At 45.0% G+C, this 19,201-nt stretch carries 23 protein-coding genes; all 23 read right to left on the bottom strand.

The features are described from left to right. Positions 1 to 91: 91 nt before the first annotated feature. Positions 92 to 1,810 carry a DNA repair protein RecN gene (recN, locus tag J2Z69_RS02330; RefSeq protein ID WP_209858787.1) on the bottom strand — a complete coding sequence of 573 codons (1,719 nt, stop codon included), beginning with the start codon at positions 1,808 to 1,810 and terminating at the stop codon, positions 92 to 94. A 24-nt stretch (positions 1,811 to 1,834) separates the two neighbouring features. Next, positions 1,835 to 2,284 (bottom strand): transcriptional regulator AhrC/ArgR, encoded by a 450-nt coding sequence (gene ahrC / locus J2Z69_RS02325; RefSeq protein WP_209858785.1) that lies wholly within the window; start codon positions 2,282 to 2,284, stop codon positions 1,835 to 1,837. 30 nt (positions 2,285 to 2,314) lie between these two features. Continuing rightward, positions 2,315 to 2,782: a hypothetical protein gene (locus tag J2Z69_RS02320; protein WP_209858783.1), complete on the bottom strand. Its 468-nt coding sequence runs from the start codon at positions 2,780 to 2,782 to the stop codon at positions 2,315 to 2,317. A gap of 167 nt (positions 2,783 to 2,949) precedes the next feature. Next, positions 2,950 to 3,792 (bottom strand): TlyA family RNA methyltransferase, encoded by an 843-nt coding sequence (locus J2Z69_RS02315; RefSeq protein WP_209858781.1) that lies wholly within the window; start codon positions 3,790 to 3,792, stop codon positions 2,950 to 2,952. A 43-nt stretch (positions 3,793 to 3,835) separates the two neighbouring features. Continuing rightward, positions 3,836 to 5,743 carry a 1-deoxy-D-xylulose-5-phosphate synthase gene (gene dxs / locus J2Z69_RS02310; protein ID WP_209858779.1) on the bottom strand — a complete coding sequence of 636 codons (1,908 nt, stop codon included), beginning with the start codon at positions 5,741 to 5,743 and terminating at the stop codon, positions 3,836 to 3,838. Positions 5,744 to 5,881: 138 nt separating this feature from the next. Further along, positions 5,882 to 6,787, bottom strand: a complete 906-nt coding sequence (locus J2Z69_RS02305; protein WP_245338918.1) for a polyprenyl synthetase family protein — start codon at positions 6,785 to 6,787, stop codon at positions 5,882 to 5,884. Next, on the bottom strand, positions 6,784 to 7,050 hold the full coding sequence (gene xseB / locus J2Z69_RS02300; RefSeq protein ID WP_209858777.1) for an exodeoxyribonuclease VII small subunit: 267 nt from the start codon (positions 7,048 to 7,050) through the stop codon (positions 6,784 to 6,786). The genes J2Z69_RS02305 and xseB overlap by 4 nt, the downstream gene beginning before the upstream one ends. Beyond that, a complete protein-coding gene (gene xseA, locus J2Z69_RS02295; protein WP_245339002.1) occupies positions 7,031 to 8,353 on the bottom strand; it encodes an exodeoxyribonuclease VII large subunit in 1,323 nt (440 codons plus the stop codon). The genes xseB and xseA overlap by 20 nt, the downstream gene beginning before the upstream one ends. Positions 8,354 to 8,425: 72 nt before the next feature. Beyond that, on the bottom strand, positions 8,426 to 9,289 hold the full coding sequence (gene folD / locus J2Z69_RS02290; protein WP_209858774.1) for a bifunctional methylenetetrahydrofolate dehydrogenase/methenyltetrahydrofolate cyclohydrolase FolD: 864 nt from the start codon (positions 9,287 to 9,289) through the stop codon (positions 8,426 to 8,428). 27 nt (positions 9,290 to 9,316) lie between these two features. Next, positions 9,317 to 9,775, bottom strand: a complete 459-nt coding sequence (gene nusB, locus J2Z69_RS02285) for a transcription antitermination factor NusB (protein WP_209858771.1) — start codon at positions 9,773 to 9,775, stop codon at positions 9,317 to 9,319. 188 nt (positions 9,776 to 9,963) lie between these two features. Continuing rightward, on the bottom strand, positions 9,964 to 10,197 hold the full coding sequence (locus J2Z69_RS02280; protein ID WP_209858769.1) for a DUF2273 domain-containing protein: 234 nt from the start codon (positions 10,195 to 10,197) through the stop codon (positions 9,964 to 9,966). A gap of 14 nt (positions 10,198 to 10,211) precedes the next feature. Next, positions 10,212 to 10,754 carry an alkaline shock response membrane anchor protein AmaP gene (gene amaP, locus J2Z69_RS02275; protein ID WP_209858767.1) on the bottom strand — a complete coding sequence of 181 codons (543 nt, stop codon included), beginning with the start codon at positions 10,752 to 10,754 and terminating at the stop codon, positions 10,212 to 10,214. A 71-nt stretch (positions 10,755 to 10,825) separates the two neighbouring features. Then, positions 10,826 to 11,233, bottom strand: coding sequence for an Asp23/Gls24 family envelope stress response protein (locus J2Z69_RS02270; RefSeq protein ID WP_209858765.1), 408 nt, complete (start codon positions 11,231 to 11,233; stop codon positions 10,826 to 10,828). Between the two features lie 113 nt (positions 11,234 to 11,346). Then, entirely contained in the window at positions 11,347 to 12,690 is a 1,344-nt protein-coding gene (gene accC / locus J2Z69_RS02265; protein WP_209858763.1) for an acetyl-CoA carboxylase biotin carboxylase subunit, read from the bottom strand. Between the two features lie 58 nt (positions 12,691 to 12,748). After that, positions 12,749 to 13,249 (bottom strand): acetyl-CoA carboxylase biotin carboxyl carrier protein, encoded by a 501-nt coding sequence (gene accB, locus J2Z69_RS02260; protein ID WP_209858761.1) that lies wholly within the window; start codon positions 13,247 to 13,249, stop codon positions 12,749 to 12,751. 170 nt (positions 13,250 to 13,419) lie between these two features. Beyond that, a complete protein-coding gene (locus tag J2Z69_RS02255) occupies positions 13,420 to 14,208 on the bottom strand; it encodes a SpoIIIAH-like family protein (protein ID WP_209858759.1) in 789 nt (262 codons plus the stop codon). A 30-nt stretch (positions 14,209 to 14,238) separates the two neighbouring features. Then, entirely contained in the window at positions 14,239 to 14,883 is a 645-nt protein-coding gene (spoIIIAG, locus tag J2Z69_RS02250; RefSeq protein WP_209858757.1) for a stage III sporulation protein AG, read from the bottom strand. 30 nt (positions 14,884 to 14,913) lie between these two features. Continuing rightward, positions 14,914 to 15,732 carry a stage III sporulation protein AF gene (gene spoIIIAF, locus J2Z69_RS02245; RefSeq protein ID WP_209858755.1) on the bottom strand — a complete coding sequence of 273 codons (819 nt, stop codon included), beginning with the start codon at positions 15,730 to 15,732 and terminating at the stop codon, positions 14,914 to 14,916. Between the two features lie 13 nt (positions 15,733 to 15,745). Continuing rightward, positions 15,746 to 16,939 carry a stage III sporulation protein AE gene (spoIIIAE, locus tag J2Z69_RS02240; protein ID WP_209858753.1) on the bottom strand — a complete coding sequence of 398 codons (1,194 nt, stop codon included), beginning with the start codon at positions 16,937 to 16,939 and terminating at the stop codon, positions 15,746 to 15,748. A gap of 19 nt (positions 16,940 to 16,958) precedes the next feature. After that, positions 16,959 to 17,348: a stage III sporulation protein AD gene (spoIIIAD, locus tag J2Z69_RS02235; protein ID WP_209858751.1), complete on the bottom strand. Its 390-nt coding sequence runs from the start codon at positions 17,346 to 17,348 to the stop codon at positions 16,959 to 16,961. A gap of 10 nt (positions 17,349 to 17,358) precedes the next feature. Next, positions 17,359 to 17,562: a stage III sporulation protein AC gene (gene spoIIIAC / locus J2Z69_RS02230; protein WP_209858749.1), complete on the bottom strand. Its 204-nt coding sequence runs from the start codon at positions 17,560 to 17,562 to the stop codon at positions 17,359 to 17,361. A 40-nt stretch (positions 17,563 to 17,602) separates the two neighbouring features. Next, a complete protein-coding gene (gene spoIIIAB / locus J2Z69_RS02225; RefSeq protein ID WP_209858748.1) occupies positions 17,603 to 18,121 on the bottom strand; it encodes a stage III sporulation protein SpoIIIAB in 519 nt (172 codons plus the stop codon). Positions 18,122 to 18,167: 46 nt separating this feature from the next. Further along, positions 18,168 to 19,112: a stage III sporulation protein AA gene (spoIIIAA, locus tag J2Z69_RS02220; RefSeq protein WP_209858747.1), complete on the bottom strand. Its 945-nt coding sequence runs from the start codon at positions 19,110 to 19,112 to the stop codon at positions 18,168 to 18,170. Positions 19,113 to 19,201: the final 89 nt, after the last annotated feature.

The following is a 19,201-nucleotide window of genomic DNA, read 5'->3' as shown; positions in this document are numbered from 1 at the left end:
TGGTCGCCAATTGCGTACCTTTAAGATACCCCCCAGATGGCCTTTTATTACTGTCAATCATTACGCCAACCGTAGAATCTAACACAATGTATTACGCTTTTTGAGCAGCTGCCAAGCCAAGCATTTCTTGGGCGTGATGAAGCGTCTTCTCTGTGATCTCTACACCACCAAGCATACGCGCGAGCTCCACAATTCGCCCCTCATCAGACAAGGATTCAACGAGAGTCATCGTTCGTCCATCGGATACCACTTTCTCGATAAGATACTGTCGATCCGCCATACAAGCGACCTGGGGCAAATGGGTAATCGAGAAGATTTGGCAAGACTCCGACAACTTGTACAATTTATCTGCAATCGACTGTGCTGCACGTCCACTAACACCGGTATCCACCTCATCGAAGATAAGAACAGGCACTTCATCATGCTGAGAAAAAATACTCTTCAGTGCGAGCATCATTCGAGATAATTCCCCACCAGAAGCGATTTTACTTAGGGGACGCAACGGCTCACCAGGGTTAGGTGAGATTAAAAATTCGGCGGTATCCAGTCCTTGCTTTCCGACCCGAATGCGCTTGCCTTTCCATTCTACTCCAGTTGGATCTTCCATCCGGCCAAGCTTCACTTTTAGCGAAGTTCTACCCATTTGCAAATCTCTAAGTTCTGATTCCATTTGCAGCGCCAAATCATCAGCACAACGCTGACGAGCCGCGCTAAGTTGCTCGCCTTGCTTCAGAAGCTTTTGTAAAAGGGTTTCCCGTTTCACTTTTAGCTTATCCATGATCTCATCTTTGTTCTCTAATGTATCTGTCTCAAGCCGAATCTGTTCGTAGTAAGCCAGTATTCGATCAATGCTCTCCCCATACTTGCGGCGAAGCGTGTTAATCAGATTCAAGCGATCCTCTACCTCTCCAAGGCGATCCGGATTGACTTCAATACTTTCCCTATAATTGCGAATTGCAAACGAAGCATCTTCAAGTTGGAAATAAGCAGACTGTAATTGATCTAAAATGGGTTGAATGCCTGTACTATCATAAGACGCCACTTCTTCAAAACGGGATATGGCTTTTGCAATAGTCTCGAGTCCTTGCGCACCATTCATAAGTTCATATGCATCTGAAATTGAACCCAGCATTTTCTCACTATGGGATAGCTTGACCTTTTCTCCGGAAAGTAATTCATCTTCCCCAGAGATTAATTGTGCCGCGGCGATTTCATCCAACTGGTACCGATACATATCAAGCATCTGGAATGTCTGACGACTAGACTTCTGGATCTCATTCCATTCTTTTTCTACTTTAACAAAGTCAGCATAGATTTCTTGATAAGCTTTTTTTAGTGGTGCTAGTTCATGTGATCCGAAGGCATCGAGCAAATGCAAATGACGTTCTGGCCTCAATAAAGTCTGGTGCTCGTGCTGACCATGAATGTTAATGAGCTGATCGCCCACTTCACGTAACATGGTTAAATTGACCAGTTGTCCATTAATTCGTGATGTACTTTTCCCTTGGGCGCTGATTTCGCGGCGTATAATTAAAGATTCAGATGCATTTCCGCCTATACCTAGATTAGCAAGTGTCTGCCATACAGGATGTCCATTCTTTAGATCAAAACTCGCCTCAATCTCGGCTTTGTCACACCCGTAACGAATCAAGTCCGCAGAACCTCTTCCTCCCGCAATAAATCCAAGGGCATCGATTATAATTGATTTCCCCGCTCCCGTCTCTCCAGTCAACACATGGAATCCTGAGTAAAAGGAGACATCTACGGCTTCTACCACCGCCAAATTTCGGATCGACAAGTGAACTAACATACACGGCACCTCCGTTATAAGCTATTACGAGATATAATTCATCACACGTTCAATGATGGATCGGCTATAGTCCTCTGTACGACAAATAATAAGGATCGTATCGTCTCCACAAATGGTTCCAAGTACCTCAGACCATTCCATATTATCGATGAGTACAGCCACTGAATTCGCGGTGCCTGGAAGGCATTTCATAACGACCAGATTCCCGGCATGGTCTATATGTACAAAGCTATCCACTAAATAGCGCTTTAATTTTTGAACCGGATTGTGTCTTTGGTCCGAGGGCATAGAATATTTATATTTTCCGTCATCCATGGGAACTTTAATGAGAAAAAGTTCCTTAATGTCACGGGAGACGGTGGCTTGCGTCACTTGAAAACCAGAACTACGTAATGCCTCCACTAGCTCATCCTGTGTCTCGATATCCTGACCTGTTATAATTTCGCGAATTTTTATATGTCTTTGACCCTTCATAAAATCCTCCATCAACGCATTACATGCGTCTTATTCTTCTATTTCGTCACTGTCGAGCGTAATGACCTTAATCTCACTATGCTCGGCATCAATATATATTAAACCTGCACAGTCGGGATATAAAAGCAAATAGGGCAACCATTCTTTTCTCAGCCATATTCCCGTCCATTCCACATGCAAGCGGGGCCGCGATGTTTTGACAAGATATATTTCGTCCCCTTGAGTCACCACATAATCAATAAATAAACGACTATTCAATCGAGTATGATTCATACGAAAGGTAAGAGGAACCCTTAACTTCCCGCTAATTACTGTATATCCAGCTTCTATAAGTAAATCTACGGCAGGATGATCCTCAATAATTTCATTTAGTTCAAAGCTCATATGTGTTCGTAAAGACATCGGCTTTCGGAGCCAAAACATACAACCTCTATAAAGTGCAAATAAGATGCCTAAGATGAGTACAATCATGATATAACGATCGGCTTGATCTCCCATAACATCACCTCTACTGGTCTATTCGACGGGCAGCGCGGGATGACCTTTTTCATGTTTTTCACGGTATAAAACAACCTATAAGCACGAAAACATCTGTTCCCATTATACAGGATTTATGCAAAATCACAAAGATTAAAAAAGCCGCTGTAACAGCGACTTATGAACAATTAAGATTTGTTCGTAAACGTATGTGAAGCCTGAGATGCCGTATTGTGAGCCAGCTCCGTTATTCGCTCTAAGGACCATTTTTCATGTATTTGTGCCTCATCTTCTAAGCGTAAATGAACTAAAAATTCGATGTTGCCTTCGCCCCCCGTAATGGGTGAGAACGTGAGTCCTTGTATGCGAAGACCCAGCTCGTTAGAAAAAGTCAAAATGTCTGTTAGCACATCCTCATGCACCTTAATGTCCTTAACGACGCCTGTTTTTGGTACTTTGGCTCGTCCCGCCTCAAACTGAGGTTTAATCAGCGCGGCAATATCTGCCGGTCTCTTCAATAGATGCAATAAGGGAGGAAGAATTAATTTTAAGGATATAAAAGAAACGTCGATGCTTGCAAAATCTGGGGTTGGGCCCTCTAAATCTTGAGGAGTCATATAACGGAAGTTCATCCGTTCCTTCACATTGACCCGTTCATCAGTACGTAAAGAGTAATCCAGCTGATTATAGCCCACATCAATCGCATACACATATTTTGATCCATGTTGAAGTGCACAATCCGTAAAACCGCCAGTAGATGCACCTATATCCAACATGGTTCTCCCTTCAAGATCCAAGCCAAACAAATCAATCGCCTTCTTTAATTTCAAGCCACCTCGGCTTACATAAGGATGAATCGCTCCTTTGACCGTAAGGGCCGTATCTCGGGGGATTTTCATACCCGCCTTTTCCAATCGATCCGTCTCACTATAGACCAAGCCAGCCATAATAGCTGCCTTCGCCTTCTCTCTGCTCTCAAAAAAGCCTTGCTCGACAAGCAAGACATCTATACGTTCCTTGGGTACGGACATAGTCATCTCCTGTATTAACCTAATTTGATAAAAAAGAGGCTGCCTATGAAGGCAGCGTCTTTTTGCCATATGCAAAATGGTGATCATCCCGAAGCTGCTGAATTTGAGCAATCAGGCCATCTGTAGTGAGTCCCACTTCCATACGTTGTTCCTTAATACTTCCGTGCTCGATAAATTCATCTGGAATACCCATCAATCGAATATCTACGCCGGAGATACCTTGCTTAGCATAAAATTCAAGAATTGCGCTTCCCAGTCCGCCCGCAAGTGTAGCTTCTTCCATCACCACGAGCTTCTGATGTGTTCTTGCTAGCTCCGTCAACATAGCTTCATCCAGTGGCTTCATGAATCTTGCGTTAATCACGGCAGCTTGAACGCCTTCGCGCTTAAGTTGATCTGCTGCTTCCTCTGCCAATTGAACCATCGGTCCTACGGCAAGAACTGCGACGCCTTCGCCTTCGCGAACCTTTTCCCATGTTCCAATGGGAATAGAGACAAGTTCTTTGTCCATTGGTACACCGACTACATTCACACGCGGATAACGATAGGCAATGGGGCCTTCATTATATTCAAGAGCAGTCTTCATCATATGACGGAGTTCATTCTCATCCTTGGGCATCATCAATACCATATTCGGGATATGACGCATAAAGGCAATATCGTAGACACCTTGATGTGTCTCTCCGTCTGCACCTACAAAGCCTGCACGATCAATTGCAAAAATCACATTCGCCTTTTGGCGGCAAATATCATGCACAATCTGATCATAAGCCCGCTGCATAAAAGTAGAATACACCGCATATACCGGCTTCATGCCTTCAAGCGCAAGCGCGGCACACATCGTTGCTGCATGCTGCTCTGCGATCCCTACATCAATCATTCGCGTTGGGAAACGATCCGCAAACTTAAGTAGACCCGATCCCCCAGGCATAGCTGGTGTTACAGCTACGATCCGTTCATCTTGCTCCGCAAGTTCAATCAATGTCTGACCAAAAATTTCAGTGTACATGGGATTGCCTACAGCCTTAAGAACTTGACCCGACTCCATTTTATAAGGCGTGATTCCATGCCATTTGTGGGAGTCCTGCTCCGCAGGGGTATACCCTTTACCTTTGGTGGTCAATACATGAACAAGTACAGGCCCTGTCACATTATCTGCCTGACGGAAAGTATCTAACAATTTCGGTAAGTCATGACCATCTACAGGACCCAAGTAAGTAAAGCCCAGTTCTTCGAACAATACCCCATTCATTACCATATACTTTAAGCTATCTTTAAGATTAGCTGCCGTCTTTGCCAACTTGTCGCCAATCGCGGGAATTTTTTTGAGAAGCAATTCCAACTCATCTTTGGCACGTAAATACGTTTTGTCTGAGCGAATCTTGCCTAAATAGTTGTGCATAGCCCCTACGTTAGGAGCAATGGACATCTCATTATCGTTCAGAACAACCATCAGGTTTTTCTGCTCATGTCCGATATGATTCAGCGCTTCAAAAGCCATACCGCCAGTTAGAGCACCATCTCCAATAATTGCAACAACTTTATTGTTGTCCCCTTTAAAATCACGAGCAAGCGCCATTCCCATCGCCGCCGATAACGATGTACTGCTATGCCCTGCTTCCCATACGTCATGCTCACTCTCGTTGCGCTTAATGAAACCGCACAACCCTTTATACTTCCGCAACGTATCGAACTTATCCATCCGTCCCGTAAGAATTTTGTGAACATAAGCTTGATGGCCCACATCAAATAAGAATTTATCATCTGGGCTGTTATAGTGATAATGAAGAGCAAGCGTTAACTCTACTACCCCTAGATTAGGTGCAAGATGCCCCCCTGTGGTCGAAAGTTTCTCAATTAAAAATTGGCGAATTTCTGCCGCAATGGGTGTTAGTTCTTCAACGGAATATTTTTTTAGGTCTTTGGGTTCATTGATTTGTGAAAGCAGCACATGAACTCCCCGCTTTCCTTCATTAGATTTGTCGTGGTGGACAAAAAATGTCCTGATATTATGTAGCATTATACCACAAAAGTAAGCGTTACAATAATTTGCTCAAAGCCGTCACATAGTGAACGACTAGGCGTTATCTTAATGGTCCCGATGTACCAGAAAATCAGCTAATTCAAGCAGACGTTCTGGATAGGGAATTTTCCCACTACTTACAGCCTCTTTTGCAAGTTGGGTAAGCCGCTTTACTTCAGCTCGAGATTGTTCAAGTCCGATGAAATAAGGATAGGTTACCTTTTGCATCTTGAGATCACTCTGAAGAGGCTTACCCAGTTTTTCCTCATTCCCAACGAGATCGAGGATATCATCTTGAATCTGGAAAGCAAGACCCAGACTGCGTCCGAATGTCTCCAGTATATGAAGCTGTTCTAACGAAGCCGAAGCAATTCGTCCTCCGGCTTTGACAGAGAACACAATCAAATCTCCAGTCTTGTGCAAATGAATGTACTTCAATTGTTTCAAGTCTGTGATCCCTTGTTCCCCTTCCATATCCGCCATCTGACCTCCAACCATCCCTTGAGGTCCGGCCATTTTGGATAGTTCTTCGACCATGGCTAGAGTATCCTCAGCAGGCACGTGGAACTTGGTGGTGGCTTGAGTCAGACTATAAAAGGCATGAGTTAACAATCCATCCCCCGCCAGAATAGCCGTCGCTTCTCCATGCACCTTATGATTCGTAGGCTTTCCTCGGCGAAGATCATCATTATCTAGGGCAGGCAAATCATCATGAATGAGGGAATAGGTGTGCACCATTTCTACGGCGCAAGCGACGGGCAAGGCAGCTTCTCGGCTTCCCCCCAGCGATTCCGCCGCAGCAATGACGAACAGCGGACGAATCCGTTTGCCTCCAGCCATTAGAGAATAACTCATAGCTGTATCCAGAGAAGCTGGAACATTCCACTCCTTAGGCAAATAATGTTGAAGACTGTCTGAAACCTCAGCATTTACCTCTTCCATATATTGTTGCAAAGACAACCTGCTAGTCAACTTAAGTCACCACTTTCTTCACGAGGTGCAGTAAATGGCTTCTTAACAATCTCCCCATCTTCCAAGGTGATCATCTCAATTTTGCGTTCCACTTGTTCAAGCTTATGGCTACAGAGCTGCGAAAGCTGCATACCGCGTTGGAACAGATCGATCGCCTTTTCTAAAGGGACATCTCCATGCTCCAATTGAGATACAATGTCCTCCAGCTGATTCATCGCTTCTTCGAAATTGATCTCCGGTTGTTTACTCGGTGTCTTTGGCATCTTGGGCTCCTTCCCGCTGCATGCCCCATACTTGACATGCCAGCGAACCATCTGTCACTTTAATTTTCACCATGTCTCCTGGTTGTACATCATGAAGCGATTTTATTAAGTGCTTCTCCTGTTCATCATATACGAGACTATACCCGCGGCTCATCACCTTAAGAGGACTTAAAGCATCTAAATGCCGAATGCCCGCTTGCAGCTTGGACGTGCGATCTTTCAGCAAAGCCGACATGTGTTGGCGAAGCTGCCGTGTACGATCATGCGTGCGATGCCGCGCATGAATGATTTGCTCCTGCGGATGATACCGCTGGAGCCGGGCATGCAGACGGCCATGACGTTCGGCCGTCAGTGTTGCACGCGAATGCATGCGGCTCTCGAGACGATGCTTCAGCATGTCGAGCCGCTCCGCGTGCTGGAGCAAGCTGCGCCGCGGGTGCAGTAGCACCGGCGAGCGCTGCATGCGAATGAGCCGCTCGCGTGCGCGGCTCATTCGGTGCGTCAGCCCCTGCTGGAGCTGACGCTGACGCTCGGCGAGCTGCTGCGCAAGCTCGGCCTGGTGCGGCACCGCCAGCTCTGCGGCGGCCGTCGGCGTAGCCGCTCTTAGGTCGGCCACGAAGTCTGCAATCGTGAAATCCGTCTCATGGCCTATGGCCGAAATGACAGGGATGTCCGACTCCGCAATCGCTCTAGCGACCATTTCTTCATTGAATGACCACAGCTCCTCCAATGATCCTCCGCCGCGTCCGACAATTAGAACATCGGCTTCGTCCATCAGGTTGAGCATGCGAATTGCGCTGACGATGGCGGGTGCTGCTTGCTTCCCCTGCACTACTACAGGATGAACCAAAATAGCAACCTGAGGATACCTGCGCTGTAGCGTCGTAACGATATCACGCACCGCGGCGCCCGTTGGAGAAGTAATGACTCCGATTACTTTTGGGAACCTGGGGAGTATTTTTTTGCGATCTGTATCAAACAATCCCTCGCCCTCAAGCTTCTTCTTTAACTGCTCATATGCTAAGTAGAGACTACCTACCCCGTCTGGTTGCATATGCGTGGCATAGAATTGATAAGCTCCGTCCCGTTCATATACGCTTACATTTCCTTTGGCGATGACGCGCGTTCCTTCTTTGGGGATAAACGGAAGCCGAGCATTGTGAGAAGCGAACATAATGCTCTTAATCCGGCTATCTTTATCCTTCAGAGTAAAGTACATATGACCACTGGAATGATGGGTGAAATTCGAGATTTCTCCGCGAATCCATACATCAGATAACAAAGTGTCCGAATCCATTTTCATACGAATATAACGATTGAGATCTTTAATTGAAAGAATGCGCTGCTCCACGGGGAAACCCCCTTAATTATAAAATTAGTTCGCTTGAATGCCAGTAAGACGCTTCGCTGCAAGTAACGTATTCTGCATTAGCATGGTAATCGTCATCGGCCCCACACCACCTGGTACGGGTGTAATCGGACCCGATACCTGCTTCACGCTCTCAAAATCAACATCTCCAGCCAGTTTGCCGTTATCCAGTCGGTTCACACCCACATCGATAACTACAGCTCCTGGTTTGACAAACGAAGCATCTACAAAATTAGCTTTCCCGATTCCGACCACTAAAATATCCGCAAGCTGCGTAAGTTCTTTCATATTCTGTGTGCGGGAGTGACACATAGTTACCGTAGCGTTCTCTCGCTGCAGAAGCAAGGATACGGGCTTTCCTACAATATTGCTTCGTCCAATGACAACCGCGTGCTTACCTGAAATTTCAAGGCCTGTACGCTTAATAAGTTCAATAACACCAGCAGGTGTACAAGGGAGCAGACTATCATCTCCAATAACTAAATTCCCCACGTTAACGGGATGAAATCCATCCACGTCTTTGGAGACTTCAATCGCATTGATGACCTTTTTCTCGTCCATATGCTTTGGCAAAGGAAGCTGAACTAAAATGCCATGAATATTGTTTTGATGGTTAAGCTTGTCCACTAAGGACAACAGTTCTTCTTGAGTAGATGAACCCGAAAGACGATGCACTTCCGAATAGTAACCAAGCTCATGGCAAGCTTTTTCTTTATGTTTGACATAGACTTGTGAAGCTGGATCTTCGCCTACAATGACAACTGCAAGTCCAGGTGTTAATCCGGCCTTACTCAATTGTTCCACTTCCAAACGCAGATCCTTACGGATATCCTCTGCAACTTGTTTCCCGCTAATAATTGGTGCTGTCATGATGCTCTCCCTCTCCCTTTTCTCTATTTATTTGTTTGATGCTGCCGTTTTTAATTGTTCAATATCTTGAATCATTTTACCCAGTACGCCATTTACGAACTTGCCTGATTCTACAGTACCAAAGTGCTTAGCTAGCTCAATGGCCTCATTGACAATAACTTTAGAAGGCGCATCTTCACGATAGATCATTTCGTATGTAGCCAGACGAAGCACTTGACGATCTACTCGAGACAATCGACTAATCTGCCACCCTTTCAAATAATCGCTAAGTAGGTGATCAATTTCAGCTTTGCGTGCCCATGCTCCCTGCACAAGTTCCAGAACGAAATCGGTCGTACCGTCCATATCGCCAAGACGTACTTCACTTTCATTTTCTTCCCCAGCTTCAGCAATTAGCATCGTCACCGCGTCCTGAGCTTCCACTTCGTTCATTTCCATTTGATACAGACTCTGTACGGCAATTTCTCTAGCTAATCTTCTTTTCATGTATGTCCTCCTCGAGGTTATCCTCTGAGCACTCTAAGTTCTTCAATACTTAAGAGTGATATGTTATTTTTGTGTAGTTATAGTGTGCATGACTTTTGACATAAAAAAACCTGTGATATCCTTTCTCCACAAAAAAACAGGCAAATTCAAGCGCAAGCTCTTTTTTCGGAGAAAGCATATCACAGGAATCATTTAAAAGGGCGCCAGCGCGCATTCAGCCATTCCCGAAGTGTGTTCCAAGGAACTAGGGGTTCTTGACTGAGATCTTTATGTTTGCCGATACTATATCCCACAAACAAAAGAAGCGCACAGAAAAGCATATTCCAAAATCCGAACATAAGATAAATCGGTATCAGCAGCAGAGCTGTCGCAAGACCGAGCAAACGTCCCTTATAACTCTCCCAAATTTGTCTCCACAACACTCTGGAATCCACCTCTATTCAACCCGGCTTTTGACTGTAGATGACTGGACTACATTAGCAATGTAGACGGATACGAAGGAGACCGGTATCCCGGTAATTTCTTCGATGTGATCGTGAACCTGACGTTGAACTTCTTCTGTCAGGGTAGGAATAGAGCTCTCCCCATCTACTAATGCTCGTATCGTAATGTGTAGTCCGGATTCAGAAATTTTGATCCTTGTCTTCACATCTTTTACGCCTCTCACCCGAGAAGCTGCCTTCAGACTCAAATTCTCAATCGTCTCTACCGAAATTTGAATGTCTCCAAACTCTGTCCGCTGATCAATGGATGGCAGAGAAGCTCGGTCTCTGCGAATGGAAATATAGAAGAAACGAACACTAAGCAAAAAGAGCACTGCCGCTACAGATACGGTGATAATAAATGCGAGTCTCTCATCACTACTGTTCTCAATACGCAGAGGAACAACTCCGGTAACTAGCAAAATGGTAATGACTGAGAGGATACCAATACTCAAACTGTAGATAAAAAGCAGAAATCTGTCTAAAATTTTAGCCACAGAACTTTGCACCCACCTTACATTATAGTAAACCCCTGACGCTGATCGTCAGGGGTTCGTCGCTGCGTTCCTTATTTCACCCTGTGGCTCAGTTCCGTGTCTTCGATTCTCTCGGCTGTCTTGAAGATTACGTCATGAATATGCACGTTGACTTCAATTACAGTCAGCCCGGTCATCGTTTCAATGGAACGCTTTACATTACGCTGGATTTCAGTGGCTACCTCAGGAAGGCGATTGCCATATTCAACAATAACGGATACATCTACAGCAGCTTCTAGCTGTCCTACTTCGACTTTTACGCCTTTGGACAAGTTCTTACGTCCTAATAGTTCAGCAATCCCTCCAGCAAATCCGCCACTCATACCTGCAACACCTGACACTTCAACCGCTGCCAGACCTGCAATGACTTCAATCACCTCAGGTGCAATTTGTATTTCTCCGATATCCGTTCTTTCGAATTCTGTAGGGAAAGTACTCATTGTCGTATTATCCACCTCTCAATAAGTTGGCGGTGTCCAGTACAGAAGACAGGCGCACTTATTATAAATACTATATCATTTCAGTTTCATTATGACAAACCATCCCGAAGTTCTTAAATCTCATGTTCTTCCAAAAATTTAATATCGAAATCTCCTTGAATAAAAACAGGATGTTCCAGCAATTTTTGATGGAAAGAGATAGTGGTATGAATACCCTCAACTACAAATTCAGACAATGCTCGTTTCATTTTGGCAATCGCTTCATTCCGCGTAGGAGCCCACACAATTAACTTGGCAATCATAGAGTCATAGTATGGTGAAATTGTATATCCTGGATAGGCTGCACTGTCCACTCGAACACCAGGACCTCCGGGTGCCAGATAAAAACCAATCTTCCCTGGGGAAGGCATAAAATTACGTAGAGGATCTTCGGCATTCACTCGGCATTCAATAGACCAACCGTTGATTACTACATCTGCTTGGGAGAACGAAAGAAGGTTCCCTTCAGATACAGAGATCATCTCTTGAATGAGATCGATACCCGTCACCATCTCGGTAACAGGATGTTCCACTTGAATTCTTGTGTTCATCTCCATGAAATAGAACTGCCCATCTGGGCTTAGAAGGAACTCTAGTGTTCCAGCGCCAGAATATTGAACAGCCTGAGCCGCTCGAACCGCAGCTTCACCCATTTCTTGGCGTTTCTCAGGAGATAGGATAGGGCAAGGAGCTTCTTCTACCAGCTTTTGACGGCGACGTTGAACCGAACAATCGCGTTCTCCTAAATAAACGGTATTCCCATGACGATCGCCTATGATTTGAATCTCCACATGCTTCATGCCTGTGAGATACTTCTCCAGATATACACCCGCGTTACCAAAAGCTTTTTGAGCTTCTTGTTGTGCCGTAGTAATTTGCTGAATCAGCTCATCTTCATTCTCAGCAATCCGAATCCCCTTACCTCCGCCACCTGCGGTAGCTTTGATAATAACGGGATAACCAATATCTCGTGCTACCATGATGGCTTCGTCCAAATCTTCTACCAATCCATCCGAGCCTGGAATAACAGGCACATTCGCAGCTTTCATTGTGAGCTTCGCAACAGCCTTGTCGCCCATCTTCGTAATGGCTTCTGGGGAAGGACCGATAAACGTAATATTACATGATCCACAAATTTCAGCGAAATCAGCATTCTCTGCAAGAAAGCCATATCCGGGGTGGATAGCATCGCATTCAGTCAGCGTGGCTACACTCATAATATTTGTAATATTTAAATAGCTATCTTTGGATAAAGTGGGTCCAATACAATACGCTTCATCAGCAAGTCGTACATGAAGAGAATCCTTATCGGCTTCCGAATAGACCGCCACGGATTGAATTCCCAGTTCACGGCATGCTCTTATAATGCGAACTGCGATCTCTCCGCGGTTCGCAATCAGTATTTTATGAAATTTCATGACTGCATCCTCCTTGGGTACTTAAAGGTTGCGGACGCTGCCCGCTTCGCTATAAAGATCACTCTGGTTTCACTAAAAAGAGCGGTTGACCATATTCAACAAGTTGACCGTTCTCTACTAAAATCTCCACGATCTCACCTTTGATCTCAGCTTCCAGCTCATTCATCAGCTTCATAGCTTCGATGATACAGACCGTTGTTTTCTCATGAACCTTATCCCCTGAACTGATATAGGGAGGTTTCTCAGGAGAAGAGGAACTGTAGAACGTGCCCACCATAGGAGAGACAATCGTATGTAAGTTATTAGGGATGGTAGCCGCCTCTTGTGAAGATGGGGCAGTCTGCGCAGATCCCGTTGGGGATTCGTGCTCAACAACCGCTTGAGGTGTAGGGGATGGGATATACGATACAGAAGGCGATGCGGATTGAACTTGTACAATCTCCGTCTTGCCTGGTTTGCGAATCGCAAGTCTAGTCCCTTCATTCTCAATCTCGAGTTCATGAATGGACGTAGAATCAACCAATTTAATAAGCTCTTTAATTTCATTTAATTTGAACATAGACTCATTTCACTCCTTCAGCTTCTTGACAATCAAGCTTTGGCCAATCTTGAACATAACTTTATGTATTATATCATAATAGACGGAAATGGAAAGAGCCCCAAGCTGGCCCGGGGCTTTCCCTTTTTTTACATCCATTTACTAGGGTTCATATATTCCTTCAAAGCGTTTTATTGCTTCACATATTGGACTTTGACTTTGTCTTGAGTTACACCCAGATCTTTAATTACTAGATCTAATATGGATACCGCTTGTTTTGCCTCAAGCTTATCACTAACTACAACAACCGTGTACTGATTATTATCTTCCGTAACTACAGCATCAGAGAACTGTTCTTTTAGCTTCAATTCGATATCTTCGATTTTGGCTTCTTTATCGGAGAGAGCCGCCAGATCATTCTGAGCTTTAGCACTCTCATCAAGAGGCTTGGATTGATCAGCAATCGTCTGCGTCAATTTGTCTGAGAGCTTGTTGTTCTTTTCCTGACGCTCATATTGATAGTTCTTAATGTTATCCGTTGCTGCTGCGCCCTGGGCTTCGATCTTCTTCAGCACTTCTTCATCTTGCTGGCTAGGATCCGTCGTTGTTGTCGAAGTAGTGTCTTTGGAACTGTCCTTAGTGGTTTCTTTTGTCGCTTTATCCTTGCTTGGATCTGTTGCTGTTAAAGAAGAATCTTCTGTTGTGGAAGCTGTATCTTTTTTATTATCTGTAACCTTGCTGTCTGTTGAAGTCGTATCTTTACTATCCGTGATTTCGGTTGCAATGACATCGTTATTCTTCGTATTAAGTGCTGTAGTCTTTGTCGTATTCGCATCCTGATTCATCACTTGCTGACCATCCGCCATCCTAGGCGTCTTGGCTGTAGGTCCTGAATCTTCTGTGAATAAATAGTAGGCAGAAAGGATGACCATCAGGCTAAGCATGGAGACGAGCCAAATTGTTTGTCTATTGGATTTCATTTGAATTCCTCCTGTATTTTCGATTAAAAGTTACTGAGACTGTTTTCTAGGCACGACCGAGATTTGATAGGAGGCTACATTCAGCCCTTTTTCCACGGCATCTACAATAAGCTGCTTAACTACGGGATTCTCGACCCCCCGGGCGACTACAAGCACCCCTCGAATCTTAGGCTTAATGCGCTTGGTAACAAGAGGCTGCTTATCCCCAGAAACGTCTAGTGTAACAATCTCCCCATCGCGCGTGTACTGGGTAATGTGACGTTTGCCTCCACCCGAATCGGTCTCATCTGTCTGTTCTTGGGCATCTTTGGTGTTACGCTGAACGACAACTTCCTCCGTTGAATCTACAGTTACCATGACATCTACTGGACCGACCCCTACAATCTTCTCTAATATCCCTTTGGTCTTATTCTCCAGCGTGCCTTCAATCCCCTCAAAAGCATCCTCCCCGGAGGCGGGTATCTCCCCACTGACCGCGTGTGCGGCTGTAGATTGTGGAGGTTCTCTTCCAGCTCCTCCCGTCTCTATTTTCTTTACATTGACGAACGAGTTAAATAGCATAAAAGCAACTCCAATGAGGCCAACGATCAGTAACAAGCGAAAAGCATTTATTTTCTTCGATCCATCTGGCCCTTTACCAAGCCACTGCTCCATTTTCTTCATCCAATTAGGCACGAACGCCACCTCCTTTATTTAGCATTTTTATTATTTAGCATGTGCTTCATCTACGAATTGAATCTGTTGTTGTAGGACTCCCCATTGATTTATAAGTTGCTCTATAATGTGGTCTTTGATAGCTTCCGAAGCTTGTTGCTCACTCCCTTGTTTGGTAGGGGCATGCTCGGATTCTACCTTGCTACTCTCCACTGGAGCTACAGATGTAACATCGACTTCTACTCTTTTTATCGCAGGAACCGATATTTCCTCCTTGTTCCTTTTAGCATCTGACTTTGAATCTATGGAATTGGAGGATGCCTTGTTTTGTTCCAGCGATGTACTTTTTTGTTCCAAGGATGCCCCATTTAGATATATCACTACTTTGGAAATAACAGGTTTGTCAGTTGTGGGTTGCGGCATACTAGAGTTCAAGGGATGTTCCAGTTTCTTGTCGTCTGTTTTGCGGAGGCCAAGTGATACTTCAACTTTATCGACTGAGACTTGATTTTGACTCTCAATCTGCTGCTTCATTTCTCGAGCTACCTCTTCGCCTACCCACTCCAGTGAATCTTGCTCTCTTTTTTGTTGTAATTCTTGGCCTTGCTTTAGAATCTGCTGTGTACTCCCGCCATCCGCGGAACTTGCTAACATGGAATCTGTGGACTGAAATAGAGCTGTCTCTAAAGCTTTAGATGTTCCCCCATGCACTAATTTGATAACGGGAGATAACAGGGTCAGCAGAATGAGAAGACTTACGACTAATTTTACATAGCGCTCAAAAGATCGATTAGGAAGTAAGAGGTCTACAAATACAGCTAGCAAGACTACAAAAATGATTTCTTTTAACCAGCCCCCCAGCCAGACCATGCGCTCACTCCCTTCACCTCATCATCACTGTGATATTGCCTGCAGTAAGCAGAATCGTAATCGCTAAAAAGAACATTAATCCTACGGCGGCAAGAGCAGCGAACACGTATAACATGCTTTTACCAATCGTCTCTAGACACGCTACAATCGGACTATCTCCAAGCGGCTGCATAATGGCTGCGGACAAATTATAGATCAAGGCCAAGGTTAAAATTTTGATGGCCGGGAACGCACATAGGAACAAGATGATGATGACGCCTACTAATCCCACTGCATTTTTGACTAACAAAGAGGCAGAAATGACAGTGTCTGTAGCATCTGCAAATACTTTACCGACGACGGGAACGAAGTTTCCTGTAAGATATTTAGCTGCTCGAAGGGTGACCCCATCCGCAACCGAACCCGTCATGCCTTTCACCGAGATGACTCCAAGAAAGACGGTGAGTAGAATACCTAGAAGGCTCATACTGATCGTTCTCAGCAAATTTGCGAGCTGAGTCAGTCTATATTTGTCCGAAAGGGAACTTACAATATGCAGAATCGCTGAGAAGAATAAAAGTGGAAAGATAACAGTTCGCACCAGCGTACCTACGGTATGAATCATGAAGACGACCAGCGGGTGGGTGACGGATACGGTGACGATGTTGCCCATGGAAGCTAAGAGTGTAAAAAGGAGCGGAACCATAGCCATCATGAAATCGATCATGCCGGTAATCGCATCCGAGGCGTAACTTATCGCAACATGAAAGCTATTAATAGCCAGAATGATGATGACCATGTAGCAGATTGAATAGGCGACTTTGCTCACATTGCCTCGCTCAAAAGCTGTCTGAAGCGTCTCTAGTATCAGGCTGAATATGCTCAAAATTACGATGGTCACTAAGATGTGTCCGTTGTACAGAACTTCATGCCACATGTATTTCAAAAGTCCTGTTAACCCCGTCTTTACACTGAACTGCGTTCCTCCGGGCATGAGCATATCCATAAAAGAAGGAATTTTCTCATCCGGAAAAAACCCGCCATATTCCTTCATAAGATCTTTCCAATAGGTCTCCACCTGGTCGGTCGGCAATTCCGATGCTTGCTTCTGCATCCAACTATCGTTCTGACTATCTGCAAATAACCGGATAGGCCAGAAGATGAGATAACCTATGACGATGAGCACCAGTGTTCTTTTTTGCCAACTGAGTTCCTGGAGCAGCTTCATGGTCTTGTCCCCGTTTCTATCACACCGGCAGGAGCTTCATCACCGTCTCGATAATGATTCCGATAATCGGAATGGCAAGCACCATAATTAATACTTTACCGGCGAGCTCTATCTTGGAGGCAATGCTATCCTGACCGGCATCGCGGACGATTTGGGCCCCGAATTCAGCAATATAAGCAATGCCTATTATTTTCAGGATTGTCTTGAGATAAATCATCTGTACCCCTGATGCCTGAGCCAGATTGTCCAATACATCGATAATAGAACCGATCTTGCCGATTAACATGAGAAAGATGGTAATGCCTGTGGTTGTGGCAATGAGAAAAGCGAATATTGGCTTTTGTTCCTTAATAATCAGGATTAGTATAGTTGCAATCAGTCCTAGTCCCACGACTTGGATCATTTCCATGGCGGACCTCCTATTGAAACAGAAAGATCGATTTGATCTCTTGAAAAAGACTATCTAGCATTCGAATCACCATGAACAGCACCACTACGAAACCGATCAAAGTCACCCAATGGGCCATGTCTTCTTTTCCCATCTGCTTCAGCACCGTATGAATCATGGCAATAATGATACCGATACCCGCAATTTGAAATATGGCATTCACTTCTATATTCATCTATGGCACCTCACGATCAGTATAGAGCAGCACAGCTCGGTCAGTAGATCAGAATGACGATAAGCGCAGAGGTTAACAAACCTAAGCTTCTGAACATCTTTTCATAACGAGCTTGATCATCACGAGCTTCAGCCTCTTCTGCCTCCAACTGCCGAATCGCTGATTCCATATGACTCAGTTGATCTCGTCTATCGCTTGTTCCGAGAGTATAGGCTAGCTGGTGTAAGACATCTCTCTCACTTGCCTTCATAGCGGTATGTCTCCAGTGTTGATCTAGCGCTCTGTGGAGGCTCTCTTGAGCTGTAAGGCCCATGGCATCATTCATCCCCTCTGCGGCTGTCATCAACAATGAACGTAAGGGATCTTTATTCTGATGAGCGATTCGCCTAAGCGCATCGGGTAAAGGTGTAAAACTATACGTGATTTCGGTCTCCAGGCGTTTTAATGCTTGCATTAGACTTCGAATTTGGGATGGGCGATTGGCATATTGTCTAGCTTTCATCCAGCCTGCCATCGTACCCGCTACGATAATGAGCGCTGCTCCCAGAAGTTTCAACATGACCTTCACCTCGTTCTAAGATCAAGCTAAGGGCTAGCTTTAAAGACTATAGTGATGAACTCTTGATGCATTCAAAAGATAACCCTCGTTCATTTCGTTGTAGAATTACATACCTTTGGAAAAAAGGGGGATCCGCTAACCTTGATAGAGCAGGCCGATGAAGCAGTTCCTCCGCCTGTGTGCCATGTGCCGTTGCAATGACTCTTACGCCCGCATGAAGGGCTTCTAATACGGCTTCCGCATCCTCAGGCCTACCTATCTCATCGACGATTAACACTTCGGGAGACATGGAGCGAATCATCATCATCATCCCTTCCGCCTTAGGGCATGCATCCATTACATCTGTACGAGGACCCACATCAAAGCTGGGCACGCCTTGCTTACTTCCAGCTATCTCCGATCGCTCATCAATTATCCCTACCTTTAATCCTCCCCAACTTGCCTCTCTATGCCCCCAAGTTCCTTGACTAATCTGTCTAGACAAGTCGCGAATCAAGGTGGTTTTTCCTTGTTGAGGGGGTGAGATAATTAGCGTGTTCAGGACACTCTTATTGGTGAAATCAATCAGCTTCGGCACCAATGCATCTGCCACACCTTTTATTTCTCTTGCCACTCGGAGATTAAAGCTACTTACATCCCGGATATGCTCGACCCTGCCCTGGTTAAGAACCGTACGACCAGCCAGACCAATCCGATGGCCACCAGGAATCGTAATGAATCCCTTACGCAGCTCTTCTTCCATTGTGTACAGCGAATGATTGGTAATCTGATCTAGCAGACGATGAGCTTCCTCGCGTCCGGGTTGATAAGCTAAGGATGGATCTTTGGTTATATCGCCTTCTTGTGTTAAAAAATAAAATGTTCCCGCCGTATTTACTTCCAAGGGACGCCCCTCTCTCACCCTAACTTCTTCCACTTGATTCAATAGACTGAGCGGCATCTTCCTCAGAAGGGAGCTGATCGTCTGCGGGAATATGTGCATCCAGTTCATGTTGTCCCCTTCCTAATTCCTTATGAGGAGTAGTAATCTGTTTACTAAGACAAGTGTATGCCTGTACGCACAGGGTTATGACGCTAAAT

The sequence above is a fragment of the Paenibacillus shirakamiensis genome (assembly GCF_017874255.1).
In the GTDB taxonomy this organism is placed as follows: domain Bacteria; phylum Bacillota; class Bacilli; order Paenibacillales; family Paenibacillaceae; genus Fontibacillus; species Fontibacillus shirakamiensis.
The sequence above is the reverse complement of the archived record's forward strand: the minus strand, read 5'-3'. Positions and strand labels throughout refer to the sequence as shown.